Origin of the sequence: Mammaliicoccus sp. C-M13 (assembly GCF_022386845.1) — a bacterium.
GTDB lineage: Bacteria > Bacillota > Bacilli > Staphylococcales > Staphylococcaceae > Mammaliicoccus > Mammaliicoccus lentus.
On the sequence record NZ_JAJNHQ010000006.1, the window covers coordinates 1 to 26,061 of the forward strand.

25 protein-coding genes and 1 riboswitch are annotated in these 26,061 nt (G+C 31.9%); of the genes, 14 read left to right on the top strand and 11 right to left on the bottom strand.

Annotation, left to right across the window (positions count from 1 at the left end):
• Positions 1 to 8: 8 nt before the first annotated feature.
• On the top strand, positions 9 to 146 hold the full coding sequence (locus LQ615_RS13575) for an IS3 family transposase (protein ID WP_369964887.1): 138 nt from the start codon (positions 9 to 11) through the stop codon (positions 144 to 146).
• Between the two features lie 99 nt (positions 147 to 245).
• Here the strand turns inward: LQ615_RS13575 and LQ615_RS05875 are convergent, their stop codons facing one another.
• Positions 246 to 593, bottom strand: a complete 348-nt coding sequence (locus LQ615_RS05875) for a hypothetical protein (protein ID WP_135032443.1) — start codon at positions 591 to 593, stop codon at positions 246 to 248.
• Between the two features lie 62 nt (positions 594 to 655).
• Positions 656 to 1,105: a MarR family winged helix-turn-helix transcriptional regulator gene (locus LQ615_RS05880; RefSeq protein WP_016999873.1), complete on the bottom strand. Its 450-nt coding sequence runs from the start codon at positions 1,103 to 1,105 to the stop codon at positions 656 to 658.
• 211 nt (positions 1,106 to 1,316) lie between these two features.
• Here LQ615_RS05880 and LQ615_RS05885 point away from each other — a divergent pair, with 211 nt between their 5' ends.
• The gene (locus LQ615_RS05885; RefSeq protein WP_135032442.1) at positions 1,317 to 2,960 is read left to right on the top strand and encodes an alpha-keto acid decarboxylase family protein; all 1,644 of its coding nucleotides are present in this window, start codon (positions 1,317 to 1,319) and stop codon (positions 2,958 to 2,960) included.
• A gap of 38 nt (positions 2,961 to 2,998) precedes the next feature.
• On the opposite strand, the gene LQ615_RS05890 is transcribed toward LQ615_RS05885, so the two are convergent.
• The gene (locus LQ615_RS05890; RefSeq protein ID WP_135032441.1) at positions 2,999 to 3,583 is read right to left on the bottom strand and encodes a LysE family transporter; all 585 of its coding nucleotides are present in this window, start codon (positions 3,581 to 3,583) and stop codon (positions 2,999 to 3,001) included.
• Positions 3,584 to 3,690: 107 nt separating this feature from the next.
• On the opposite strand from LQ615_RS05890, the gene LQ615_RS05895 reads away from it, so the two are divergent.
• Entirely contained in the window at positions 3,691 to 4,248 is a 558-nt protein-coding gene (locus tag LQ615_RS05895) for a helix-turn-helix domain-containing protein (protein ID WP_016999879.1), read from the top strand.
• Between the two features lie 697 nt (positions 4,249 to 4,945).
• Here the strand turns inward: LQ615_RS05895 and LQ615_RS05900 are convergent.
• From LQ615_RS05900 to LQ615_RS05930, 7 genes are all read right to left on the bottom strand, one after another.
• Positions 4,946 to 5,983 (bottom strand): galactitol-1-phosphate 5-dehydrogenase, encoded by a 1,038-nt coding sequence (locus tag LQ615_RS05900; protein ID WP_017000185.1) that lies wholly within the window; start codon positions 5,981 to 5,983, stop codon positions 4,946 to 4,948.
• A 29-nt stretch (positions 5,984 to 6,012) separates the two neighbouring features.
• Positions 6,013 to 6,168: a hypothetical protein gene (locus LQ615_RS05905; RefSeq protein WP_017000186.1), complete on the bottom strand. Its 156-nt coding sequence runs from the start codon at positions 6,166 to 6,168 to the stop codon at positions 6,013 to 6,015.
• A gap of 23 nt (positions 6,169 to 6,191) precedes the next feature.
• Positions 6,192 to 7,223 (bottom strand): zinc-binding dehydrogenase, encoded by a 1,032-nt coding sequence (locus LQ615_RS05910; protein ID WP_017000187.1) that lies wholly within the window; start codon positions 7,221 to 7,223, stop codon positions 6,192 to 6,194.
• Positions 7,224 to 7,243: 20 nt separating this feature from the next.
• Complete coding sequence (locus tag LQ615_RS05915; RefSeq protein WP_017000188.1) at positions 7,244 to 8,503, bottom strand: PTS galactitol transporter subunit IIC; 1,260 nt, start codon at positions 8,501 to 8,503, stop codon at positions 7,244 to 7,246.
• Positions 8,504 to 8,597: 94 nt separating this feature from the next.
• Entirely contained in the window at positions 8,598 to 8,876 is a 279-nt protein-coding gene (locus LQ615_RS05920) for a PTS sugar transporter subunit IIB (protein WP_017000189.1), read from the bottom strand.
• Positions 8,877 to 8,940: 64 nt separating this feature from the next.
• The gene (locus LQ615_RS05925; protein ID WP_017000190.1) at positions 8,941 to 9,408 is read right to left on the bottom strand and encodes a PTS sugar transporter subunit IIA; all 468 of its coding nucleotides are present in this window, start codon (positions 9,406 to 9,408) and stop codon (positions 8,941 to 8,943) included.
• Positions 9,409 to 9,427: 19 nt separating this feature from the next.
• On the bottom strand, positions 9,428 to 11,533 hold the full coding sequence (locus LQ615_RS05930; protein ID WP_050988905.1) for a BglG family transcription antiterminator: 2,106 nt from the start codon (positions 11,531 to 11,533) through the stop codon (positions 9,428 to 9,430).
• Between the two features lie 230 nt (positions 11,534 to 11,763).
• Here LQ615_RS05930 and LQ615_RS05935 point away from each other — a divergent pair, with 230 nt between their 5' ends.
• The 8 genes from LQ615_RS05935 to LQ615_RS05970 all read left to right on the top strand — a co-directional run bounded on the left by LQ615_RS05935 (position 11,764) and on the right by LQ615_RS05970 (position 22,003).
• Positions 11,764 to 12,447 carry an RluA family pseudouridine synthase gene (locus tag LQ615_RS05935; RefSeq protein WP_017000192.1) on the top strand — a complete coding sequence of 228 codons (684 nt, stop codon included), beginning with the start codon at positions 11,764 to 11,766 and terminating at the stop codon, positions 12,445 to 12,447.
• Positions 12,448 to 12,561: 114 nt separating this feature from the next.
• Positions 12,562 to 13,269 carry a MerR family transcriptional regulator gene (locus LQ615_RS05940; RefSeq protein WP_017000193.1) on the top strand — a complete coding sequence of 236 codons (708 nt, stop codon included), beginning with the start codon at positions 12,562 to 12,564 and terminating at the stop codon, positions 13,267 to 13,269.
• Positions 13,270 to 13,516: 247 nt separating this feature from the next.
• The gene (locus tag LQ615_RS05945; RefSeq protein ID WP_017000194.1) at positions 13,517 to 14,785 is read left to right on the top strand and encodes a pyruvate MFS transporter; all 1,269 of its coding nucleotides are present in this window, start codon (positions 13,517 to 13,519) and stop codon (positions 14,783 to 14,785) included.
• A 208-nt stretch (positions 14,786 to 14,993) separates the two neighbouring features.
• Positions 14,994 to 16,313: an Nramp family divalent metal transporter gene (locus tag LQ615_RS05950; RefSeq protein ID WP_239703931.1), complete on the top strand. Its 1,320-nt coding sequence runs from the start codon at positions 14,994 to 14,996 to the stop codon at positions 16,311 to 16,313.
• A gap of 183 nt (positions 16,314 to 16,496) precedes the next feature.
• Positions 16,497 to 17,570 (top strand): YkvI family membrane protein, encoded by a 1,074-nt coding sequence (locus LQ615_RS05955; protein ID WP_239703930.1) that lies wholly within the window; start codon positions 16,497 to 16,499, stop codon positions 17,568 to 17,570.
• Positions 17,571 to 17,751: 181 nt separating this feature from the next.
• Positions 17,752 to 20,301: an NEAT domain-containing protein gene (locus tag LQ615_RS05960; protein ID WP_239703929.1), complete on the top strand. Its 2,550-nt coding sequence runs from the start codon at positions 17,752 to 17,754 to the stop codon at positions 20,299 to 20,301.
• A 150-nt stretch (positions 20,302 to 20,451) separates the two neighbouring features.
• Complete coding sequence (locus tag LQ615_RS05965) at positions 20,452 to 21,624, top strand: YbfB/YjiJ family MFS transporter (protein WP_135021616.1); 1,173 nt, start codon at positions 20,452 to 20,454, stop codon at positions 21,622 to 21,624.
• A 19-nt stretch (positions 21,625 to 21,643) separates the two neighbouring features.
• Entirely contained in the window at positions 21,644 to 22,003 is a 360-nt protein-coding gene (locus tag LQ615_RS05970; protein ID WP_239703928.1) for a DUF2200 domain-containing protein, read from the top strand.
• A gap of 68 nt (positions 22,004 to 22,071) precedes the next feature.
• Here the strand turns inward: LQ615_RS05970 and LQ615_RS05975 are convergent, their stop codons facing one another.
• Complete coding sequence (locus LQ615_RS05975; protein ID WP_239703927.1) at positions 22,072 to 22,926, bottom strand: DMT family transporter; 855 nt, start codon at positions 22,924 to 22,926, stop codon at positions 22,072 to 22,074.
• Between the two features lie 208 nt (positions 22,927 to 23,134).
• On the opposite strand from LQ615_RS05975, the gene LQ615_RS05980 reads away from it, so the two are divergent.
• From LQ615_RS05980 to LQ615_RS05990, 3 genes are all read left to right on the top strand, one after another.
• Complete coding sequence (locus LQ615_RS05980) at positions 23,135 to 23,854, top strand: epoxyqueuosine reductase QueH (RefSeq protein ID WP_239713536.1); 720 nt, start codon at positions 23,135 to 23,137, stop codon at positions 23,852 to 23,854.
• Positions 23,855 to 23,918: 64 nt separating this feature from the next.
• A riboswitch (TPP riboswitch) is annotated at positions 23,919 to 24,027 on the top strand.
• Positions 24,028 to 24,098: 71 nt separating this feature from the next.
• Positions 24,099 to 24,776 (top strand): thiaminase II, encoded by a 678-nt coding sequence (gene tenA, locus LQ615_RS05985; protein ID WP_064204625.1) that lies wholly within the window; start codon positions 24,099 to 24,101, stop codon positions 24,774 to 24,776.
• A 20-nt stretch (positions 24,777 to 24,796) separates the two neighbouring features.
• A complete protein-coding gene (locus LQ615_RS05990) occupies positions 24,797 to 26,032 on the top strand; it encodes an acetylornithine deacetylase (RefSeq protein WP_103269167.1) in 1,236 nt (411 codons plus the stop codon).
• The last annotated feature ends 29 nt before the right edge of the window (positions 26,033 to 26,061 follow it).

Below are 26,061 nucleotides of genomic sequence, written 5' to 3' on the forward strand. Positions count from 1 at the left end.
GGGGAATGATGAAAAGTGAAATTTATAAAGGAAATAAGAACTTTTCTTTTATAAATTATGAACAGGCAGTAATAGAATTAGCTAAATATATCCATTTTTATAATACTAATCGAATTACATTAAAAATGGCCAAATCCATAGCTTAGCTATGAATTTGACCAAAAAGACATTTTTATTATTTAGTTGTCTACTTGACAGGGTTCACTTCAATCCGAGATTAAATCTAGAGAATTGGAGGGGTCTTTTTATTTAGTCGGTTTTGAAGTTGCATTCTTTTTACGCTTTTTTATTACCAGTTGTATTATTACTAATATAACCGCTAATGAAACAAGTAAGATATTCTTCGTTGCGCCTATAGGTACTAAAAAGTGTATAACTGTAGATATTATTATAAATGGAAGTATATAAATTAACGCATCTTTTACTTTAAATGTTCTAAACGATTCATCCCGTATTTGGAATACAAAAAGGAAAATCGTCATAAAGAATATTATAAAAATGAGAGCTAACCAATCTATAGAATCTGATATTACCCAGCCACAAAACATAATGAAAAGTGTTAATGAGATAAGATATTTGATTTTGCTTAACATAGTGTGTTCTCCTATTCGTACAGTTTTATTCTGAAATGAACACCTTTTTCTGTAGGTAATGATTATTTATCTTTTGGTTTAAGTGACTTTATATTTTTGAATCCTGAACGATGGTCCGCAAGTTGCTCCATTACTTCATGCCAGTCTGTTCCTGCTTCTCCAAATGTTTCTTGTAGTAATTCATTTTGGGCACGGTTTAATTTGTTTACTAGTGCACTGCCTTCTTCAGTTGGGTATAGACATTTTACACGTTTATCGTTTGGTGAGTCGGCATCTCTTATAAGTCCTTTTTCTTTAAGCATTTTCAATGATGCATGCGAAGCTTGTTTAGATATTTCTAATGTTTCGAGTAAGTCTTTAATCGTAATGCCAGGTAGCTGATCAATAAAGAATAAAAATCTATGATGTTGTCTACTCATTCCGTGATCTTTAATGATGTCGTCTGCTGTATTTATAAATGTTTTGTATGCGAAGTAAAAAAGCATATGATCATAATTATTTTTATTATCCATAGTGTCGTCTCCTTTTTGTTCATTATAATAGAAAAAAGAATAAAACGCATTTATAGGTCAAGTTAATTGACTTAATTAGTATAAAGGCATACAATAGTAATTGTTAGATAGATTAAAGAAACTATAAGAAATATCCAAAGATATTTTTTTACACTAATAGGTCAATATAATTGACCTAAATAGTTATTCAATATATAAAGGTGGAATGGACATGAAAAAACGTGTTGGGGAATATTTAATGGATTGTTTAAGTGAAGCTGGGGTAAACAAAGTTTTTGGTGTTCCTGGTGATTTTAACTTAGCATTTTTAGATGATATTATAAGCCATGAAAATTTAGATTGGGTTGGTAATACGAATGAATTGAATGCAAGCTACGCAGCTGACGGTTATGCAAGATTGAATGGAATTGCTGCAATGGTAACGACTTTTGGAGTAGGTGAATTAAGTGCTGTAAACGGGATTGCAGGCTCATATGCTGAACGTGTACCTGTCATTCAAATTACTGGGGCACCTAGTACTGTAGTTGAAAATGCAGGAAAATATGTACACCATTCTTTAGGAGAAGGACAATTCGATAACTATAGAAAAATGTATGAAGAAATTACAACAGCTCAAGGGTATATTACAACAGAGAATGCACAACAAGAAATTCCACGCTTGATTAATGCTGCACTATCTGAAAAGAAACCAGTACACATACATTTACCTATTGATGTAGCACAATCTGAAATTGAAATTACAGAAGGATTTAAATTAGCTGAACCGGAACAACAAGATGTTTCTAATATTGTTAAGATGGTTCAAGAAAAACTTCAATCTGCTAAACAACCTGTTATTATCGCAGGACATGAAATAAATAGTTTTAAACTGCATGAACAATTAAACGAATTTGCACAATTAACGCAAATACCAGTAGCACAATTATCTTTAGGTAAAGGTGCATTTAATGAAGAAAGTCCGTTATATATGGGAATTTATGATGGTAGTATCGCTGAAGAAAACATTAGAAATTATGTAGATAATAGTGATGCAATATTAAATATCGGTGCAAAATTAACAGACTCAGCTACGGCAGGGTATTCATTTGGTTTTGATATTGATGATGTCGTAATGATTAATCATTACAATTTCAAATTAAATGAAACAAAAATATTTGATATCACGTTGCCAAATCTTATAAATGGTTTACTTGATGTGAATTATGAAAATAAAGCATCATATCCAAAGCTTAAACGTGCAGCAAAAGGTAACTATACAGTGAATAACGAACCGTTAATGCAAGAAACATACTTTAAAATGATGCAAGAGTTTATAGGTATTGATGATGTTGTGTTAGCTGAACAAGGAACGTCATTCTTCGGGGCTTATGATTTAAATTTATACAAAGATAATACATTTATAGGACAACCTTTATGGGGTTCAATCGGATATACTTTACCAGCAACTTTAGGTACACAACTTGCTGATTTATATAGAAGAAATATTTTATTAATAGGTGATGGTTCATTACAATTAACAGTACAAGATCTTTCAACGATGATTAGAGAAGATTTAAAACCTGTTATATTCGTGATAAATAATGATGGTTATACTGTTGAACGTAAAATTCATGGTGAAAACCAACCATATAATGACATTCAAATGTGGGATTATAAACTACTACCAGCAGTGTTCGGTGGGAAAGATAAAGTCGCTATACATGATGTAGAAACATCTGAAGACTTAGAAAAAACATTATTAAACATTAATTCAAAACCAAATCAAATGCATTTTGTCGAAGTGAAAATGGCAGCTTCAGACGCACCAGTAAAATTAGACGCAATTGGTAAAGCATTTTCTAAACAAAATAGTTAATATTAAAAAAGAGGCATTGTTTTAAATAATGCCTCTTTTTATACATATAGGATGCTTATAGCAGTATAAACGAGTAGTAATGCCATTATAAGATTAAACATTAATTCATATTGTTTTATAAATTTTTTGAAGATGCTACCAAAAACGCTCCAACTAAATGTTCCTAAGAAACCAATTAAAGCTAAATAAATAAGCAGTATAAATTGCAATAATGGATCTTCAAAATTAGGTGTAACAAAAGCTGCGACAACACTCAATGCATAAATTGTACCTTTAGGATTGATGAATTGAAGAGCCATTCCAAATTTAATGTTATTATATTTTTCGCTAAAACCATTTTCATCTGTACTTTTACTTGTAGCAATTTTATAAGCTAAATATAATAAATACACAGCACCAAAAATCTTCATAAATAATTGAACTTTAGGGAATACTTGATATAAAAATGAACTAAAAAAGTTTGAAATAAGTAATAATAAAAAGAAACCTAAACCGACACCGATACAAAATCTTAAAGAACCAATCATGCCGTTATGTTTGGAATAAAAAAGAGACATTATATTGTTAGGGCCAGGCGTGAAACTAGAAACTACAGCGTAAATGGTCATAGACAGAACGAGCATTTAAAAACCTCCCTAAATATGCTATAACGTTTTTATATTCGTTATAGTTGTTGTGCTTTATATTATAATTTTAGTGCGTTATATTGTAAATAAGAAGGTGAAATTGTATGAGAGAGATTCATGAAATAATAGCAGAAAATCTTAAAAAATATCGAAAAAATGAAGGGCTAACTTTAGATAAAGTAGCAACAATGACAGGCGTTAGCAAAACAATGCTTGGACAAATTGAAAGATTGGATTCAACACCATCCATCTCAACTATTTGGAAAATATCTAACGGATTAAAATTGTCATTTACTTCTTTAATAGAAGAGCAAACTGAAGATATTGAAGTCATTAAAAAATCAGAGTTACACGAAATAACGATGGATAGTGATAAATATAAAGTTTATCCATATTTCTCATTTGAACAAGATAAACAATTTGAAATCTATATGGTTGAAATTGAACCGGGTGGATTTTTAGAAAGTGAACGACATACAAACGGTGCAACAGAATATTTAACTGTATATGAAGGAGAACTAGAACTAGTAGTTAATAATCAAATTTATTATCTAGAAAAGAATGATTCAATTAAATTCAAAGCAAACTGTCAGCACAGTTACCGCAATAAAGGTAATGATACAACTAAAATAAATATGACAATACATTACGCTTCATTGTAAACAACAACGAAATCGGATCCGGGGCATAACAATTGTTTTGGACTTTTGTTGTGTCAGCGTGAGTAACTTCTAACGTGCAAGAAATATAAGACAAGCCCGTTACATTTTCTAACGTGCTAGTGGTTGTGAACAAGCCGGTTAGCGCAATATCCTTCCTTATTTTAATGTAATTTTACATTGAACACATCTGATACGAGGCTCTAACGTGCAAGAAATATAAGACAAGCTCGTTACATTTTCTAACGAGCAAGTGGTTGTGAACAAGCCCGTTAGCGCATTAATCTTCATTATTTCAAAGTAATTTTACACCAAAAATATCTGATATGAGGCTCTAACGTGCAAGAAATATAAGACAAGCCCATTACATTTTCTAACGAGCAAGTGGTTGTGAACAAGCCCGTTAGCACATTACTTCCCACGATTTTGTAAAGCACTGACGCTTTAGGGAATAGTCCTAATCCAGTCAGCTACTGCCAATATAACAAAAGGCCTGAGATATTGAATCCTAGACTCATAACCTAAACAAGCATGCACGAACAAAATCGTAGTAGATTATATAAAAATAACATCTCATTTCTAACTGAATAAATCAGTGCAATGAGATGTTATTTATTTTGAGTTAGGAATTATTTATCAAACTTTTTTCAATCCCAATCCCGCTACCTTTGCTTATTATTGATATATGGCAATGTTGAAATTATGGATGGAATATAACTTTGTCGTAATGTTTCTTCTTATTAACTAAGTTATAAAATGTATCTGGACCTTCACTTAATGGTAACTTATCTGAAATGATAGGTTCAACTTGGATTTCTCCAGTAGCCATATAATGTAATGTTGCAGTCCATTCTTTCCCAGGAAATGGGGCAGATAGACCATTCCATGAACCTAAAACGTTTAATTCGTTGCGTAATATTTTTTCAAAATGTGTGCGTTCTAATTCGATATCTGCATAAGGTATGCCTAATAGTAATACCTCTCCACCTTTAGTAGGGAGTGTTAGTACTTGTCCGATAGTAAAAGGTGATCCAGCAGATTCTACAGCGACATCTATTTTACAATTGATTTCTGATATTGCGTCTTCGAGTGATTTATCTTTTGAGTTAATGATATAGTCTGCACCGAGTTCTTTAGCTATTTCTAATTTATGACTATCTATATCGATAGCAATAATTGTTGTAGCGCCAAATATTTTTGCCCATTGGATAGCTAGTAAGCCAATACTACCACATCCCATCACTGCTACAGTAGCACCGGGTTTCATATTGGTACGATAAAAACCGTGTGATACAACAGCAGATGGCTCAACCATAGCTGCTGTATCAAAGTCGACGTTATCAGGTAATTTTAACACATTATGTGAGGGTAATTTGACATATTCAGCAAAGCAACCTGGTACATATGAACCTATAACATAGAGTTTTTCACATCTTGAGTATTCACCTTTTTCACAATACTGACAAGTGTGACATGCAATTGCAGGGCAACCCGTTACCGAGTCCCCAACTTTAACATGTGTAACTTCATCTCCGATTTCTTCAACTATACCAGAGAATTCATGACCGAAAGTCATCCCTTCTCGGTAAGGACCAAGTTTCTTATAGCGCGAAGTGTCTGATCCACATATGCCAGTTGCTTTTACTTTAATAATGACATCAGTAGGTGTTTGGATAGTAGGATTTAATGTATCTTCAAATCTCAAATCTTCAACACCGTATAAATTTAATGATTTCAAATGTTTCACCCTCCCTTGATTATAAATTGTTATGACTGGTCAGCAGAAACTTCTTTCTTCTTGAATAACTTTGCTCCAAAGTAACTTAAGAAAACAGCACTATTACAAACGAGTAAGTTATTCATGTAAAAATCAGTAATACCTCTCATTGGTCCAAGCATAAAATCTAACATTGGTTCTACCATATTCAATAATCTCCTTTAATAATTTATTGGATAGGGCGGAGTAATACTTTAATACCTTCTCCACCTTTAATGTGGTTATATCCTTCGTCCCATTGTGTTATATCTAATTCAGTAGTAACGAGCGCTTCAGCGTTAACTTCTCCAGTGCTTAATAGTTGTAATGAAGGTTCCCAATCTGCAGGTTTTTGACTTCTACTACCAACAACTCTAATTTCTTTTTGTACGATTTTTTCTAAATCAAAAGGAATTTCAGGGTCTTTAAAAATACCAACTTGAACATATCGGCCTTTTTTACGTAATAAATCAAGACCTTGTTTTGCAGCTGGTACAGCACCTGAACATTCTAATACTACATCAGCGCCATAACCATCTGTTAAACCATTAACGTATTCTTTCAAATCAGTATGTTGGATGTTAACAACGTGATCTAAGTTCAGTTCTTCTGCTTTTTTTAAACGTGCTTTATCGTTGTCTAAGCCAGTAATAATGACTTTTCCGCCTTTACTTTTCACAACTTGAGCGACTAATAATCCTATAGGACCTGGCCCCATAACTACAACAGTGTCGTCTTGATAAATATCGATTTTAGAAACAGCATGGTAAGCACAAGCTAATGGTTCTGTCATAGAAGCGGCTTTATAAGATACGTTATCAGGTAATTTATGAACGCTTGCAGCACGAGCAACTAAATAATTAGTAAATCCACCATTTTGCTGTGTTCCTAGACCTTTTCTATGGTTACAAAGGTTGTAGTCACCAGTTTTACAATATTCACATTCCCCACATATATAATAAGTTGTTTCTGAAGTCACACGATCGCCAACTTTAAAATCATTAACATTTGAGCCTACTTCGACAATTTCTCCTGAAAATTCATGACCTAATGTAACAGGGTAGTTTACTTTATAGTGACCCTCATACGTGTGTACATCAGTACCGCAAATACCAGCATAATGAACTTTTATTTTCACTTCATTTTCAGAAGGTGTGGGAATTTCCTTTTCTAATATTTCTAAATTACCAAATCCAGGTTCAGTTTTTACTAATGCTTTCATGAACTTTCATCCCCTTATTATTAATTAAACAAACTAAAGAACTTGAAGATAATATAGTTTAAGATGTTACCACCTTGGTCAAGACTTGAGATTTGTGATGAGCCTGATGGCATTTTGACGTTTGTTCCATCTGCCATACTAGTAAAGATAGGTGCTACATCTGTTGCGATGTATAAAGAAATAGCAACCATAATTGTACCGACAATTACAGAATGTATGATGTTACCACGTGCGGCACCTACTATAAATGCAACGATAAATGGTATTGTTGCTAAGTCACCAAATGGTAAGACTTGGTTACCAGGTAAAATAACTGCTAATAAAACTGTAATTGGTACTAAAATTAATGCAGTTGAAATAACTGCTGGGTGGCCAAGTGCAACTGCTGCGTCTAGACCAATGTAAATTTCACGATCACCGAATCGTTTATTTAACCAAGTACGTGCAGATTCAGAAACTGGCATTAAACCTTCCATTAAAATCTTAACCATACGAGGCATTAATACCATTACTGCTGCCATCGACATACCTAAATTAATAACATCTCCAGCGTTATAACCTGCTAATATACCGATAATCAAACCTAGAACTAAACCAACAAATATAGATTCACCAAATGCGCCGAAACGTTTTTGAATTGTTTCTGGATCAGCGTTTAATTTGTTAATGCCAGGAATTTTTTGAAGTCCTTTTACTAAGAAAATCCCAGGAACATATGAAATTGTACTACCAGTTGCAATTGAAACACCTGGTAGATCATAGAACTCGCTCATCATTGGAGCTGTCCAGTCTGCTACTTTCAGACAAACAATTTGGAATAGTGCAGCAGCGACTAAAGCTTGCCAAATACTACCTGAAATTGCATAAACCATGGCACCCATGAATGTGTAATGCCAGAAGTTCCATATATCTACGTTCATTGTTTTTGTAGTCTTTGTTAATAACATAATGACGTTAATAACGATACCTAATGGAATGATAAAAGCTGCAATAACTGAAGCCCAAGCGATTGAAGAAGTTGCTGGCCAACCTACATCAATAACATTTAAACTTACACCTAAGTTTTTAACCATTGCTTGTGCTGCTGGTCCTAAGTTATTTACAAGTAAATCAATAACTAAAAATATACCTACGAATGCAACACCGATTGTTAAACCTGAACGGAATGCTGCACCAACTTTTTGTCTAAAGAATAAACCTAGTAAAAATATAACAATCGGTAGAATAACCGTTGCACCTAAGTCTAGAAAAGCTTGAATAAAATCTACGAAACCACTCATACCCTACACCATCCTCTTTTTTAGAAGAATGAGGTTGAAATATCAAAGTTGTGAATTTCAACCACATGCTAGTTATTTTGATTTTAAAAACTTATTATTTTTGTAAAGCGTCTAAGATTTCTTGTTTAGTATCTTCTACACCAATACCAGTTAAGAAGTTACGTGCATTAATTACTGGGAAGTCATATTCTTTTTGAGTCATAGCTGTTGTAACGAGAAGGTCTGCTGTATCCGCATATGCGCCAACTTCTGAAATTTTAATTTGTTTTAAATCTACTTTAATATTGTGTTCTTTAGCCATTTCCTCGATTGCGTTATTTACCACTGTTGATGTTGCGATACCTGCTCCACATGCTACTAATACTTGTTTCATAATTATTTCCTCCTAATTTTAAGAATTTAATATTTAAATTCTTTTCCTGTTATATTTTAATTTTTTAAACTTCGTTTAATTCTTTATCTATCGTTTCTACGATTGTTTCTTTGTCAGTTGCGTTTGCAATAGTTTCTAAAATTTCATCATTTTGGAATATGCCCATTAATTTTTGAAGTAATGAAAGTTGAGCATCCTCTTTATCCATTGCTAGCATAAAAATTAACTTCACATCTGTTGTTTCTTTTTCTTCTCCCATAATGACAAATGGAACTGTTTCTTTGAGCGTAGCGATACCGATTGCTTTAGATTGTACGTGCTGAATGTCGGTATGCGGGATTGCCACAGAACAATACACAGTTGGTAAACCTGTTGCAAATGAACGTTCTCTTTCTATTACAGCATCTTTATAAGATTCTTTAACATATCCGTTTTGATACATTTGGTCAGATAACTTACTTAATGCTTCTTCATTTGTCGATGCCTCTAAATCTATAAGGACATTCGAGATATCGATTTTCAAATCTTGCATATAACGCAACCCCTTTGTTTTAATCTATTTTTGAGTAATGCTTAATAATTTCATAAACTTCTCTTTTAGATTGAGTTTGTGAAATACGTTGAATATTTTGAGTATCTTGAGACAAATCTCTTAATTGTAGTAGGGGACGTAAATGTTTAAATTTATCAGCTGCAGCAATGACTACAAAGATATAAACGTCTAACCCTGTACTTAATTTAAGAGGTTCTTCTAGTACCAACATACTCATTGAAGTACGGTTAACAGTGTCCTCGCCATCAGCATGAGGTATCGCTATATTTTGATTGATTACCATATAAGTATCGTCAAAAGCATTGTTCATCAAGTCTATATACTGATTATCGATATACCGCATTTTGACAAGGGGTTCAGCTGCTAATTGAATAGCTTCCTCGATATTCATAACATTTTTTGTGAAATGAATATGGTTTACAGGCAATAAATCTTGTAAATCTAAATTGCTATTTATAGACAAAGTAGATGCTTTAATGGATGAATATGCATACGTATCTTCAAATTGATCTTTAATTTGATTGAACAGTTCAGCTTCGTTATGAACCGTGGCATGTTCACGTATAATTGAAAGCATTTTTTCGGCTTGGATATCTGTTTCTAAAGTGTTATTTAATTGACCAAAAACATGTTGCCTTAGCTCGTGTTTCTCTTGAGCAGTCAAAATCGTTTTTGTAATGTACAATTTTTTATTAGTCATAATGTGCATTGGCGAAAATACGATATCAAAATCTAAATCGTATTGATTAAATTCGCGAAGTGACAAAGCATCTAAAAAAATAAATTCTGGAAATACACTTCTTAATTCTTGCAACATTAATTTCGAAATAGAAGTTCCTTGTGTACAAACAACAACGGCTTTTACTTTCTGATCGATATCTTCATCTTGCCTTCGTAAACTTCCACCTATTAACATTGTTAAATAAACTGTTTCTTTATCCGGTAATTCTTGGTTAAGAAACTTTTCTAAAGGTTTAGAAGATAATTTAACTAAGTGAAAGAGCTCTTTATAATCTTCTTTTAGTGAATTTGTTAAGCTATCAACATCAGATAATTGATAACGAATACGATAAAATGCAGGCTTCATATGATGCATAAGCTGATGAATTAACGATTCTTTATCTTTAAAAGTAATAAATGTTAGTTTTTCAAATTGCTCAATCATTTCTTCAAGTGCATATTGAAGTTCTGGCAGATGTTGAACATCATGTAGTTCTGACCATTGAACACTCGTTGATAATAATTGTAAAGTTATAAACAACTTTTCTTGCATAGGTATTTCTTGATAATTTGAAGTTAAAATTTCAGTTGCTTGATATTCTTGAGTATCTGAAAGATCATCATAACCAATAGAAAATGGTGCGACTATCTTATCGTGATTAATTCGCCTTAATATCAAGTAAAGTTTATAAGGTAATGTAAGTGTACTTTCGTCAATGAACATATTATTTAAATATTGTTCCACTTTATTAATGTGTTTGTTAATCAATATTATTTTGTCTTCTTCTATATTTAAACTATTGATTACGTCATTTTCTGAAATATTTAAAGTGAATACTTTATCAATTAATCTCATCAATAAGCGTCTTACTTCAAACTCATTACCAGATAAGTAATATCCTTGTTGGCGTGAATAATTAATTGATACATTGTATGAGCTTATTAATTCCTTTAATTGTTTAATGTCATTGAGCACGGTATTCTTACTTACTTCTAAATCGATTGAGAAGTGATTTAAAGATAGTACTTCATCTTCTCTAAACAACATCAACAAAATGAGGTGCGCGCGCTGATAGGCTGTATAAACCTGCTCACTTTCTTGATGGAGAGTTTCACTAGGAATATTAAGAAAATCTTTAATTGAATCATCAACTATAAAGAAACCTTGACTAGTTCTTTCTATTTGTGGATAGTCTTGTTCTTTCAACCAATCATTTAACTTTTGAATTCTGTATCCTAGTTGTCTGCGAGAAATGTTAAACATCGATTCTAAATCTTTACCTTTTATTTTTGGATTTTTGATCATTTCAGTTATGATATTAAAGTTTTCCTTCTGTATATTGATTCCCTCCTTTGTTGTTAAATCCAATTTATCACAGTACATCAAAGAGTTGTACAACCTTTAATCACAAATGTTATTTATATTTATGTACACCATTGTGATTATGTACATAATAAGCGTATTTATTTTTTATAAATGATGTATTTTTATTCCATTTATCTATTATTGATTTTTTATATTTCAATGTTATATTGAATGTTATTAAATTTTTATAAACCCAAAAATTTTAAAGTTGATAAGAATTTTTAATTATTTATATAGGAGTGATTTTAGTGCATATTAATGTACTATATGAGGATAATCATTTACTCATAGTGGAGAAGCCAGTCAATATTGCAGTTCAAGAAGATGCATCAAAAGATATGGATTTATTGAACATGCTAAAAAGTTATATTAAAGAAAAATATAATAAGCCTGGTGATGTATACCTAGGACTTGTACATAGACTTGATAGACCAGTAGGAGGCGTGATGGTATTTGCGCGTACATCTAAAGCAGCGTCTCGTTTGTCTAATGAATTGAGGAAACAACAAATTTATCGAAAATATAAAGCGATTATTCGTGGAACATTACCTAATAAACAAGGGGAATTAGTGGATTACTTATACAAAGATCGTAAGAAGAATCTTGTAAGTGTCGTTAGTTCTAAGAATAAAGATGGTAAAAAAGCGATACTTGAATATAAAGTGTTAAGTAAAAAAGATAATTTGAGTATGTTAGAAGTAGAATTAAAAACTGGTAGATCTCATCAAATTAGAGTTCAATTAGCTAATCAAGGTACACCCCTTTATGGTGATCAAAAATATGGGGAGCACGTAAATAAACATGGGCAACAAATTGCGCTTTGGGCATCTAGCTTAAGTGTTAAGCACCCGACTAAAGATGAAATGATTACGGTTGAATCAGAACCACCAAAAGAATATCCATGGGCTGAATTTACACATACGTCAGTCTAATCTGTACATAATATTAAGGGAAAAGTATTTTCTTCTTGCTTATAACGTAAGGTCACAAGATACAATTAAACTAACACTAATATAGTGATCGTTATAAAAATGAGGAGGCAAAATATGAAGTGGACTACAGGTGAAGTAGCAGAATTATGTGATATCACAGTTAGAACTGTGCAGTATTATGATAAGAAAGGTTTAGTTAAGCCGAGCGCAATTTTAAATAATAGAAGATTTTATACTGAAGAAGAACTCAATCAACTACGAATTGTTACAACATTGAAAGATATGAATTTTTCATTGAAAGAAATTAAAGAATTACTTTATTCAACGCAATCTATTAAAACGCTCAATATGTTGTTAGATGAAAAGTTACTGCAACTTGATGATAATATAGAGCATAATAAGCAAAAGCATAAACAAATTAAGTTTGTAAAAGAGAGTATTAGTAAAGAAAGTAATTATCCTGTATCTAATATTTTAAATTTAAGAAATAAGTCTGAAGAACATCAAAAGATGCAAAACTTTCGAAAAAAGTTTATGGGAATATCAATAGGCGTAGGAGTTATACAATACAGTAGTATATTGATGGCTATATTAAAAAAGAAATGGAAACCAATTATTATTGTTTATCCATTTATCATACTATATGCAGTAATAGCTTCAAAGCGTTATTATGAGGTCGTTCAATATGTGTGCCCAAATTGTCAAAGGAATTTCAAACCAAAATTTTCAGAGTGGTTTACTTCAAATCATACGTATCAAACTAGAAAATTAAAGTGCCCAAAATGTGGCGTAGAGAGTTATTGTCTTGAGACATATAAATAAAATAATAGATTATAAAAAGCCAAGCCATTGATAATAAATTTAGTGGGTTGGCTTTTTTAGTATTAAAAATAAAAGGAATTTTTAGTTAACCTAATTTATGTGCAATTAATCACAAACTATATTTAATTTAAAATATAAAAATTTATGTTGTAAGCGTTTCCTTATTATGCTATATTCAATTTATTAAATAAGTCATCATATGACCACATGAATTTATGAGTAAATTAATTATGAAAGTTGGATAAATATGAAGGAAAAAAGAACTAATATTAGATGGTTTTTTGCAATTGCATTTTTCATTATCGGTATAATCGCATATATGGACCGTTCAAATATTTCTATAATTGCAGGACCAATGATGGAAGATTTAAATATGAACAAGACGCAATTTGGTTTATTAGCGTCATTCTTCTCATTAGGTTATGCTTTAATGCAAGTACCTTCAGGGATTTTAGCGGAGAAATTTGGCCCTAAGAAAATGTTAACAATTGCACTACTTTGGTGGAGTGCTTTCACAATTTTAACAGGTATTATTAAGAATCACGGATTATTATATCTTGTACGTTTCTTATTCGGTGTCGGTGAAGCGCCAATGTACCCTTCTAACGCAGTATTTAACAGTTATTGGTTTAATAAAAATGAGAAAGGTAGAGCCTCTTCTGCATTATTAGCAGGGTCGTATTTCGGACCTGTTATTGCACCAATAGTGACAATTGCTATTATGAACGCTTTTGGCTGGCAAGCAGTGTTTTATATATTCGGTCTAGTTGGTATCGTAATTGCTATACTTTGGGCAATTATTGCGAAAGACTTACCTGAACAACATAAAATGGTTAACGAAGCTGAACAAAGATATATTATGGAAACGCGTGATGTAGTAGAAACTGATAAGACTACTGCTCCATGGAAAGTATTTTTCAGTAGATTCAGTTTTTACGCAATTGCAGCACAATACTTTGTTGTACAGTTTGTTATCACATTATTCTTAATTTGGTTACCTACATACATACACGAAACACATCATGTAGAATTTAATAAAATGGGATTCATTGCAGGTGCACCTTGGTTAGCAATGTTTATATTGATTATGCTAGGTGGTACTATTTCAGATAAAATTTTATCAAGCGGTAAATCTAAATTTATGGCACGTGGCGTAATCGCAATATCTGGATTTGTTGTATTCTGTATCTCACTTTACTTTGCATTATCGACAGATAGTTTAGCTATGAACATATTCTGGTTATCACTTTGTTTAGGTGGTGTAGGTTTGTCAATGGGTATGAGCTGGGCTACAGCTACTGATTTAGGTCGTAACTTTGCAGGTACAGTTTCAGGTTGGATGAACTTGTGGGGTAACATCGGTGCATTACTCAGTCCATTATTAGCAGGTTTCCTAGCTGATAGAATTGGTTGGACAATGACATTACAATTAATGATGGTACCAGTAGTATTTGCAATCATTATGTGGTTCTTTATTAAACCAGATAATCCTTTAGTAAAAGATTCTAACGTTTAAGTTTAGTGTAATGATTTATAAAGATGATCTTGGGATATAAATCCTAAGATCAAAATAAAGCTCCTAATCCTAGTATATTTAACTAATGGATTAGGAGCTTTTGATTATATATGCAATTTCAAACTAGTATAAAAGTTTAGGTACACCTAACAAAAATATTTACAAAACAAGTTAATAGGTTTATCCTCTTCATATAGAGGTGTTAGATATGGGCAGAAGTTTAGAAGAAATTAATAGTACAGTGTCCTTTGACTCTGAGGCAAATGCTTTTAGAAAATTTCTCATGTATTTAGGACCAGGCTTACTAGTAGCAGTCGGATACATGGATCCAGGTAACTGGATTACATCTATGGCTGGCGGGGCACAATTTGGATATATATTATTATTTATTATTTTATTATCAAGTTTAGCAGCGATATTATTACAAAGTATGAGTGCTCGTTTAGGCGTTGCGAGTGGTATGGATTTAGCACAAGTTACAAAGTATATGTCGAATAAACCACTTGGCATTTTTTCATGGGTGTTAGCAGAATTAGCTATTATGGCAACAGATATCGCCGAAGTAATCGGTAGTGCCATAGCTCTTAATTTATTATTTAATATTCCTTTAGCATTAGGCGTCACAATTACAGTGTTAGATGTCTTTTTATTACTGATGATTATAAAATTAGGTTTCAGAAAAATAGAAGCAATTGTTGGTGTATTAATATTTACAGTTCTCGTAATATTCGTATTTGAAGTATATTTATCATCCCCTGATGCGAGTTCATTATTTGCTGGATTTATCCCTAGTTCTGAAATTGTAACGAATAAGGGTGTGTTATATATAGCTTTAGGTATAATTGGCGCGACGATTATGCCACACAACTTATATTTACATTCATCTATCGTTCAATCTAGAAATTATAAAAGAAATAATCAAGGTAAAAAAAGTGCTATAAAATACGCTATTATAGATTCTAATATTCAATTAACAATTGCATTTGTGATTAATTGTTTATTATTAGTACTAGGTGCCGCATTATTCTATGGCAGTAACGAAGCATTAGGTAGATTCTTTGATTTATACCATGCTCTAAGCCATTCAAACGTTGGCGGTGCTGTAGGTGGCGCTGTGATGAGTACATTATTCGCAATCGCATTACTAGCATCTGGACAGAATTCTACCATCACAGGTACATTATCTGGACAAATTGTTATGGAAGGATTCTTAAATATTAAATTAAAACCATGGGTACGTAGATTAGTAACTCGTGTGATAGCTGTTATTCCAGTGTTCATTTGTTTATGGTTATATGGTTCAAGTGAATCAAAAATAGAAGATATGTTAATATTTACACAAGTATTTTTAAGTTTAGCATTGCCTTTTAGTATTATTCCGTTAATTATGGCGACGAATAATCCTAAAATAATGGGGGAACAATTTACTAATAAAACTTGGATTAACATCATATCTTGGATTTTAGCTGTTGTATTAAGTATCTTAAACGTATATTTAATTATAGAAACGATACAAGAATTTTTATAAAACTTATTAAGCTGATAGAATGCGTAACTAAACGTGTTTTATCAGCTTTTATATATATGCTGAGATTATAAGAAATATGAGCAACTATTTCTGTTGTGCAAAATAATTTTACAATTTTAGAATAATTTTATTTTATTAGGGAAGATAAAATTGTATAGCGAAAATTTAAAGGAGAGTTTTAAAGTGAAAGCACACAACAAAGAATCGATAGGAATAGCATTCGCTTATACAGGCGTAATTGTAGGTGCGGGTTTTTCAACAGGACAAGAGCTTCTACAATTCTTTACGAATTTTGGCTTATGGAGCATCCCTGGCGTTATACTAACTGCGATTATTGTAATATTTGTAGGTCGACAAGTTTCAAAAGTTGGATACAGATTAGATACAGAGTCGTATGAAGTTTCCTTAGTAAATATATTTGGTAACAAACTAGGCACCATAATTGATTACATATTAATTTTCTTCTTGTACGGTCTTTCTGTCATTATGATTGCAGGTGCGGGTTCGGCCTTTCAAGATGGTTTTGGTATTGAGCCGTGGCTAGGTTCCTTGATTATGACTATTGCAGTATTCATAACTTTATTGCTTAACTTTGATAACATTATGAAAGCATTAGGGTCGATTACACCATTTTTAATTGTTTTAGTTTTAATTATTGCAGGGTACCATATTATCAACCCAACGATTCCTTTTTCTGAAGTGAATGAGTATAGACAAATAGATCGTACTCCAACAGGATTATGGTGGTGGGACGCAATTACATATGCTGGGCTAGATATGGCAACAGTGTTTAGTTTTTTAACAATCGTAGGATCGGGCGCTAGTTCGCATAAAGTAGCAAGAAGAGGTCCTTTAATAGGAGGTATCATTATTATTGTATTGATGCTTCTAATAAACGTTGGTATGCTTGTTAACTTAAAAGAATCTAACGAATATGGCTTGCCAACATTACTACTGGCAGAAAAAATTCATCCTATTTTAGGATTTTGTATGGCTATTATTATGATGCTTGTAATATATAATACAATTGTTGGTTTAATGTATCCATTCTTAACACGTTTTACAAAAGCATATTCAAAAAAATATCTCATGTTACTCATTGTCGGATTATTATTTGGCTACGGATTAAGCTTCGTAGGTTTCGTAGACTTAGTTAATTTCTTCTATCCGATATTTGGTTATATAGGTATAGTCATATCAATCGCACTATTTATTAGATGGATTATGAATAAATTCACTAAGAAAAAACTAGTTTAAATATATATTTATAGTAGATCGTTTCTTGTAAAAAGAAGCGGTCTTTTTTTAACTGAATAATAATTTACAAAATTATCCAAAAAATTATTTCAAAACTGGAATTGAGATGCTATAATATTTTCAAGCAATTAATGATAACGATTATCATTATCATTGTAATTTATTTAAGGAGAGATTAAGCATGTCAAAACATCGAAATCACATCACGAAGCAAACTGAACCAAAGACAAGACACCACTACTCAATTAGAAAATTCACATGCGGCGCGGCATCCATAGCGATAGGAGCTACTTTATTTATAGGTATTAACCATGAAGCTCATGCAATGGATGACCAAGCTACTCCAGTAAATGACCTTAATAGTGCAAGAACAGAAGCGCCACAAAATATTGCGGATAACAGTAAACCTGCAGATGCCACAACAGTTGAGAAGAAAGCAGATAAAGAACCTACAGGGTCTGAAGCATCTACAGTTCAACCAAATAAAGAAAATAGCACAGTAGAAAATAATCAGAATGGAAATGCTCAACCCAACACGAATACAGCAGAACAACCACGAGTAGCGGATAAAGCTGCTGAAAACTCAAATGAACAAGTACAACCAGAAGTAAATAAGCCAACTACTCAACCCTCACAGGCAGATAATAGTAACGTTAATGAAAAAGCTAATGCAAACAATCAATTACAAGATTTAGGATTTGTTGTTAAAAAAGAAAAAACGGAAGATAAATCAGTTATGGATGACTATTTAGAACATCCTTCAAAAGTTAAACATGAGAATGATAAATCATATGTACAATTCACTCTAAAAAACCCTTCATGGTGGAAAATGTTCGAATTATATGACGGAACAAATAAATTAAACATAGAAACTTTATCAGAAGACAAAGACAAGCGTACTGTTCAAGCTGAAGTAAACCCTGGTGTAAAAGAATTAACATCAAAAGTACATATTGTTGTGCCATTTATAAACTATGATAATAAATATACAACTCGTTTATTTTTCGATAATGAAGTACCAGCACCACCAGTTAAAGAGCCAGCTAAACCAGCAGAAGAACCTAAAAATGATAATATGTCAGCAAATAAAGAAGAACAGACTTCGAAATTAAGAGAAGATGTTAAAAATCCTTCTATTCATGATAAAAAATTAAATGATGAAATGAGACCAATTAATTATGCGATTTTCAATAATGAAACAAATGAAAAATTAACTTATTACAGTTTAATGATTAAAAATCCAGCTCATATTATTTTTGATGGTAAGCAACCAATTGTAGAATTTAAGGTGGATGGACCTTCTACATGGTTAGAGTTTGATTTATTTGATGGAACAGAAAAATTAGATTATGAAGTTGTTTCTTACGATACTGAAAATGAAGTTGCAACAGTAAGGGTTAAAGTAAAAGAAAACACAAAAGAAATTAAAATTAAAGGTACTGGTAAAGCATTGGGTATGGTTAATGAATATCCATTAGGTAAAATTGTATTCGAAAAACCAATCGTAAATGAGAAAAATAATTATGATAGCCAATCTGATTATAAAAAGAAAAAAGATAGAGAAAAATATGATAATGCTAAAACTTTAGAAGATAAAATACGCGAACTTAAAAAATTAATCAATAAAGTACATGACAAAGAAAAAGAAAGTTATACAAAAGAATTACAAGATCTAGAAAATAAATTAGATAAAGAGTTAAAATCTGCTGTAACTGAGTTTGAGAATGCACCGATTACAAAAGTTGATATAAATAATCCGAATGAAAGAAAAATCACAATCTTACACAGCTCGAAACCAGAACAATCACATATGGATTTTGAAGTGAAACGACCGGTACAAGTGATCGAACAAGATGGTAAAAAGATGCTTCTTGTGACATTATCTCATGATTCTATGTGGAAAGATTTCCAAGTTGAAGGTAAAGATGGATATAAACGACCACTTACTATAAATAGAGATAAAGAAAAAGATGAAAGAACAATTATGTTCCCTCTAGAAGAAGGTAAAGATATTTATAACACAATTATCAAAATACATTTAGTTACACCTGAAGTTGAATATGAAGGTTCTTATCACGTTAGAATTAATGATTTAGGTGATGTTGTTGATTCAGGGACAAACATGGATAAACCAGCAACGAAGCCAGAAGAGAAACCAATGCCAACAGAACCAGCAATGAAAGCAGAAGAGAAACCGATGCCAACAGAACCAGCAACGAAGCCAGAAGAGAAACCAATGCCATCAGAACCAGCAATGAAGCCTGAAGGGAAACCAATGCCAACAGAACCAGCAACGAAGCCAGAAGAGAAACTAATGCCGTCAGAACCAGTAATGAAGCCAGAAGAGAAACCAACGCCATCAGAACCAGTAATGAAGGTAGAAGAGAAACCGATGGCTACAAAATCAGAAGAGAAGTCTGATGAAAAAGAATGTAATAACAAAGTGAAAGACATGCCGATGAAAGACGCTAAAAACACAACTAGTATGACATCAAGTATGCCAGAAAAACAATCTAATATGTCGGCAATGAAACAAACAAATAGTAAAGAAATGATGAAAAAAGATAATAAAGGAAAAGCAGAAGAGAAATCTAAACAAAAAGAAAATAAAAAAGCTTTACCTAAAACTGGGGAATCAGAAATTGTAAATACAACATTATTTGGATCTTTACTAGCAGCATTTGGAGCGTTCTTCTTATTTGGTAAAAGAAAAAGAAAAGAAGAAAAATAATAATTAAAATATAAAATGAAAAACAGAGGCGATTCTTAAAATGACAAGAGTTGTCTCTGTTTTTGTATTGAATTTTATGAGATTTGATATTGTTTATGATAGATAAGAAGTAGATAATAATATTAAGTAGTTAGAAAGAGGTGTACAACTTTGTCGGTAAATAAAACATATAAACAACTATTACTCGGAATGTTGTCTCTTTTTATCGTGATGGCGATAGGTCGCTTTTCATATACACCTATTTTGCCATTTATGCAAAAAGCGACGAATTTAAGTAATCAAGATGCGGGATTATTAGCTACAATTAATTATTTGGGATATTTATTAGGAGCAATGATACCTACGTTTTACATATTTAAAAGTAAAGTAATCGATTTAAAAATATATTTATTAATCAATATTATTTCCGTACTATTTATGGGCTTTACAAGTGAGTTTATTACATGGAATATACTGAGATTTATAGCAGGTGTTACGAGTGGTACAGTTTTTGTATTGGCTTCAAATGTAGTATTAGAATCGTTAAATAAAGGGAATAAATCACATTTATCAGGTTTCTTATATAGTGGAGTGGGTATTGGTATTTTTACGAGCAGTATATTTGTACATTTTTATACTAGTGCACAAAATTGGTCGGGAACCTGGATAATACTAGGTGTTTCATCACTTATAATTGGCTCAATTGTAGTGTTTTCAATGAAAGAGATTGAAGATCCTATAAAGACGCGACAGAAAGATTTAAAAGTACCTCATAAAGAGACATATACGAAATGGTTTTTCGTATTCTTCTCAATTGCATATTTACTAGAAGGCGCTGGATATATTGTTACCGGTACATTTTTAGTAGCAATCGTGGAATCTATCCCAAATTTACATGAATATGCTGCTTTAAGTTGGATGTTTGTTGGTTTAGCTGCAATCCCGTCATGTGTATTATGGTCGATATTAGGTAATAAGATTGGAAACGCAAAGGCTGTCAATTTAGCGTTTATGTTACAAATCATTGGCGTAATTTTACCTGTATTTTCTCATAGTATAATAAGTCTTATTATTAGTTCTTGTTTATTTGGTTCTACATTTTTAGGTTTAACGACTTTATTTATGTCAAAAGGGCAAGTTATAAGCGCTGTTCAAGGTATGAATTTTGTAGCCATACTTACATTTATATATAGTTTAGGACAAGTTATCGCACCTTACTTTGCCGGCATATTAATTGGAGATACGAACAATTATAACCATGCTTTAATTTTTGCATCTATACTTCTTATATTAGGTTTAATAGCAAGTAGTTTAAGCCAAGTGAAAATGAAAACAAGAATATAGAATTTAAAGGAGTGATATTATGGAAAAACATAAAATATATTCAATGAGCGTATCAAGTGTATATCCTCATTATGTGAAAAAAGTAGAGAAAAAAGGCAGAACAAAAGAAGATGTAGATGAAGCTATTACTTGGTTAACAGGATATGATGAGAAGGAATTAGAACAAATATTAGATGTGGGAACTGACTTCGAAACATTCTTTAACGAAGCACCAAATTTAAATCCAAATAGAAGATTAATTAAAGGTGTCATTTGTGGTATTCGTGTTGAAGATATAGAAGAACCAATCATGCAAGAGATTAGATACTTAGATAAGCTTATAGATGAACTAGCAAAAGGAAAAAAGAAAGAGAATATATATAGAAAAGAAAAACAATAACATTATAACGTATAAAAAGTCTTGTTCTGATTTAAGAACAAGACTTTTTATTATGAAATTTAAATATTTTAGACGCTTTTAACTTGTTGAGAAATAATCAATGATAATAAAACAACTGCGCTACCAATTATAATGTTAAGCGTTAAATGCTCATGTAATATTAAAACGCCTAATAATACTCCAACGACAGGTACAATATAATTTGATAACGAAGCAAACACAGCATCGTATTGTCTAACGAGAATGTTATAAATAACATAAGCTAAAGCAGAATGGACTAAACCAAGTATGATCAAGGAAGACCACTGTAAAGGATTAAAGTGTAAAGTAAATGTGTTAGAAGAAAATATAGTAATTGGTATTAAAATAATGGTCGCAATCGATAAAACGTTTCTCATATGATGGATTGGAACGTCATCTTGTAAATTTTGCATAAGAACTAAAGATATAGCAAAACTCAATGAAGCAATTAATAATAGACCTAGTGAAACATATTCTACTAAACCTAACTTTTCAGGATTCCAAGAAAGTATTACAATACCAAAAATACCTAATATTAAAGCAAAAATCTCAACTAAATTAAATTTACGTTGTCTAATTAAAATTAAAATAAACAATGTGAACACAGGTGTTAATGCAATAATAATAGAAGCCATACCACTAGAAATATAACGCTGACCTTGCACAATAAATATAAATGGAATAACAACTTCAAAAATAGCAATTAATATGTAAAGACCCCATTGTTTTTTATAGGGCGTTTTGCGCATGAATAATGTCATTATAAATAAAAATAAAGTAGCAAGTAATGCTTTATAAAAAGAAATCGTAATAGAAGAAGCATCATGTGTAATCAGAGCAATGAATAAAAATTGAGAGCCCCAAATTAAACTTAAAGTAAATAATAAAGTGTACTTTCTCATAATTAACCTCCTTACTTAAAAGTTATACTAAAATTAAACTCCAATTATGATGTTACAGAAGAAATATAAGAATTTAAACAAAGTGAATTTAGTTTTTATATAATTAACGAACTTCATACTTAATCCAACCTTAACACAATTGCCTCTTATCACTGATTGTTATAAAATAAAATATATTTTACAATTTTTAACATAAGGAGTGTTGAGATTGATTACTGCGAATAACATTATTGATAAGATGAAAAATCAAAAGATTAATTACGATAGAGTAATGAGAAAAATGGTAAGTGATTGGGAGAGTCGAGAGGAAAGACCTAGTATTTTAATTCATAGTTGTTGTGCCCCTTGTAGTACTTATACGTTAGAGTTGTTAACGGAGTATGCTGATGTTGCGATTTATTTTGCGAATCCTAATATTCATCCTAAAGCTGAGTATCAAAGAAGAGCTAAGGTTCAAGAAGATTTTGTTACAGCTTTTAATGAGAAAATGAATACGAATGTCAAATATATAGAGGCGCCATATGAGCCACATAAATTTATGAAAATGGTAAAGGATAAAGAACTTGCTGATGAGAATGAAGGTGGTCTAAGGTGTACTGCTTGTTTTGAAATGCGTCTAGAACTTGTTGCTGAAGCGGCTGTAAACTTAGGCTATGACTATTTTGCGAGTGCTTTAACACTGTCACCTAAGAAGAACGCTCAATTGATTAATGAATTAGGTATGGAAGTACAAAGTATTTATAATGTTCATTATTTACCGAGTGATTTTAAGAAGAATAAAGGATATGAAAGATCAATTACGATGTGTAAGGAATATGATATTTTTAGACAATACTATTGTGGTTGTGTATTTGCGGCTATGCAACAAGGTATTGATTTTAAAGAAGTGAATAAAAGTGCTAAAGCATTTTTAAAGTCATGTGAATAAATTGAAATTTGCAAAAAATATAAAAAGAATGTATGTTGGTGTTACGAACTAATTAAATATACGAAGAAACCACTGGAAGTGCCTTATTTTTAGGCTGAGATTAAAGGTTAACTTTAAAATTCCTTGAACCTGATCTAGATGATACTAGCGTAGGAAAGTGGCGTAACTTTATCTGTATGTGAGTACACGCTATTTTCTAATGGGAAATAGCGTTTTTTTTTATATTCTTAAGGAGGAAAATATCATGAAATTTACAGAAAGATTATTTGAGCGTGTCGAACCAATTTGGGCATCTTATTTAGAACATCCATTTATTGAAAAGTTAGGTAAAGGTACGTTGGAACAAGAAAAGTTTAAACATTGGTTAAGGCAAGATTATATTTACTTAATTGAGTATACGAGATTATTTTTAATAGGAGCATCTAAATCTACAGACTTAAATATGATGACAACGTACGCAGATTTGGCAAATGGAACGTTGCATACCGAAATGGATTTACACCGCGGATATGCTAAGCAATTCGACATTTCTGAAGAGGAGCTACAAGAAACAGAACCAGCAGAAACTACTGTAGCATATACAAGCTATATGCTGAATTTAGCTCAACAAGGTGGAATTGAAAATGTGATTGCAGCTATTTTAACTTGTACATGGAGCTATAATTATATTGGTTTGAAACTAGCAAATATTGAAGGAGCAACAGATCATCCACTTTACGGAGAATGGGTGAAAATGTATTCATCTGACGAATTTACTTTATTTAAAGAAGATTGTATTGAATTAATGGATAAAGTAGCTGAAGGTAAGACTGAAGAAGAATTAGCGCGATTAGAAAATATAGTCGTAAAGACGAGCTACTATGAATATATGTTCTGGGAGATGGCTGAGAATTTAGAAACGTGGTCAGTGCCAGTAAAATAAACTAAAGGCAGGTAGTAGAAATGAACCAAAGACATTTTGATTTAATCGATATGCTCATCAAGTTTAATACTGAAAGTCCTCCTGCTCGCAACACTGATCCATTACAAGATGACATTGAAGATTTACTTAAAGAACTTAATTTTGAAATAGAACGCATACCATTATATGAAAATGATAGTGTCATTAATGCGGTGTTGAGAGGAACGGACAAAGATGCACCTAAATTGATTTTAAATGGTCATGTAGATGTAGCAGAAGTTGGAGATACTTCAGAATGGTTGCATCCTCCATTTCAGTTAACGAAAGCAGATGAATATTTATATGGTCGTGGTGTAAGCGACATGAAAGGTGGATTTGGAACGTTATTATATGTGATTGAAAAACTTTGTAAAGAAGATATTCAACCGAAAGGCGATATTATCATTCAATCTGTAGTAGGTGAAGAAGTAGGAGAAGCAGGTACAAAGAATGCTTGCGAACAAATTGAAGCAGCCGATTTAGCTATAGTATTAGATACTAGTAATCAAATAGCACAAGGTCAAGGTGGCGTAATAACTGGATGGATAACTGTACAAAGTAAAGAAACCATACATGATGGTGCTAGACAACAGATGATACATTCTGGTGGAGGATTATTTGGAGCAAGTGCAATAGAAAAAATGAGCAAAATAATACAAGCATTGCAAGAATTAGAACAACATTGGTCTGTTATGAAACAATATCCAAATATGCCAAGTGGAACAACAACAATTAACCCAGCCGTTATTGAAGGAGGGCGTCACCCTGCATTTATAGCAGACCAATGTCGATTATGGATTACGGTGCATTATTTACCGAATGAAAATTACCAAGAAGTTGTTGAAGAAATCGAATCATATTTAAATAAAGTAGCAGAAGCGGACATTTGGTTGAGAGATAACCCGTTACAATTTGAATGGGGCGGATCTTCCATGATCGAAGACAAAGGTGAGATTTTTCCTAGTTTCACGTTACCGACAGAACACCCAGGACTCAAAATGTTAGCAAAAGCACATGAGAAAGTTATGGAAAGTCAGCTACAACAGGGAATCAGTACGACCGTGACAGACGGAGGATGGTTGAATTATTTTGACATTCCAACAATATTGTATGGACCTGGAGAGCTAAAAGAAGCACACTCAGTAAACGAAAAGATAAAAATAAAAGACTTAGAAAACTTTAGCGACGTATTATACCAATTTTTAAAAGAATGGTATTCAAACCCTGAAAAATTATAAAAGTGAAATAAACTAGAAGAGAGTGGGTG

Excerpts from the sequence above, each read along its gene's own strand:
- LQ615_RS13575 (WP_369964887.1), top strand. The coding sequence starts at position 9 with ATGAAAAGTGAAATTTATAAAGGAAATAAGAACTTTTCTTTTATAAAT.
- LQ615_RS05875 (WP_135032443.1), bottom strand. The coding sequence starts at position 593 with ATGTTAAGCAAAATCAAATATCTTATCTCATTAACACTTTTCATTATG.
- LQ615_RS05880 (WP_016999873.1), bottom strand. The coding sequence starts at position 1,105 with ATGGATAATAAAAATAATTATGATCATATGCTTTTTTACTTCGCATAC.
- LQ615_RS05885 (WP_135032442.1), top strand. The coding sequence starts at position 1,317 with ATGAAAAAACGTGTTGGGGAATATTTAATGGATTGTTTAAGTGAAGCT.
- LQ615_RS05890 (WP_135032441.1), bottom strand. The coding sequence starts at position 3,583 with ATGCTCGTTCTGTCTATGACCATTTACGCTGTAGTTTCTAGTTTCACG.
- LQ615_RS05895 (WP_016999879.1), top strand. The coding sequence starts at position 3,691 with ATGAGAGAGATTCATGAAATAATAGCAGAAAATCTTAAAAAATATCGA.
- LQ615_RS05905 (WP_017000186.1), bottom strand. The coding sequence starts at position 6,168 with ATGGTAGAACCAATGTTAGATTTTATGCTTGGACCAATGAGAGGTATT.
- LQ615_RS05910 (WP_017000187.1), bottom strand. The coding sequence starts at position 7,223 with ATGAAAGCATTAGTAAAAACTGAACCTGGATTTGGTAATTTAGAAATA.
- LQ615_RS05915 (WP_017000188.1), bottom strand. The coding sequence starts at position 8,503 with ATGAGTGGTTTCGTAGATTTTATTCAAGCTTTTCTAGACTTAGGTGCA.
- LQ615_RS05920 (WP_017000189.1), bottom strand. The coding sequence starts at position 8,876 with ATGAAACAAGTATTAGTAGCATGTGGAGCAGGTATCGCAACATCAACA.
- LQ615_RS05925 (WP_017000190.1), bottom strand. The coding sequence starts at position 9,408 with ATGCAAGATTTGAAAATCGATATCTCGAATGTCCTTATAGATTTAGAG.
- LQ615_RS05930 (WP_050988905.1), bottom strand. The coding sequence starts at position 11,533 with ATGTACTGTGATAAATTGGATTTAACAACAAAGGAGGGAATCAATATA.
- LQ615_RS05940 (WP_017000193.1), top strand. The coding sequence starts at position 12,562 with ATGAAGTGGACTACAGGTGAAGTAGCAGAATTATGTGATATCACAGTT.
- LQ615_RS05945 (WP_017000194.1), top strand. The coding sequence starts at position 13,517 with ATGAAGGAAAAAAGAACTAATATTAGATGGTTTTTTGCAATTGCATTT.
- LQ615_RS05950 (WP_239703931.1), top strand. The coding sequence starts at position 14,994 with ATGGGCAGAAGTTTAGAAGAAATTAATAGTACAGTGTCCTTTGACTCT.
- LQ615_RS05960 (WP_239703929.1), top strand. The coding sequence starts at position 17,752 with ATGTCAAAACATCGAAATCACATCACGAAGCAAACTGAACCAAAGACA.
- LQ615_RS05970 (WP_239703928.1), top strand. The coding sequence starts at position 21,644 with ATGGAAAAACATAAAATATATTCAATGAGCGTATCAAGTGTATATCCT.
- LQ615_RS05975 (WP_239703927.1), bottom strand. The coding sequence starts at position 22,926 with ATGAGAAAGTACACTTTATTATTTACTTTAAGTTTAATTTGGGGCTCT.
- tenA (WP_064204625.1), top strand. The coding sequence starts at position 24,099 with ATGAAATTTACAGAAAGATTATTTGAGCGTGTCGAACCAATTTGGGCA.
- LQ615_RS05990 (WP_103269167.1), top strand. The coding sequence starts at position 24,797 with ATGAACCAAAGACATTTTGATTTAATCGATATGCTCATCAAGTTTAAT.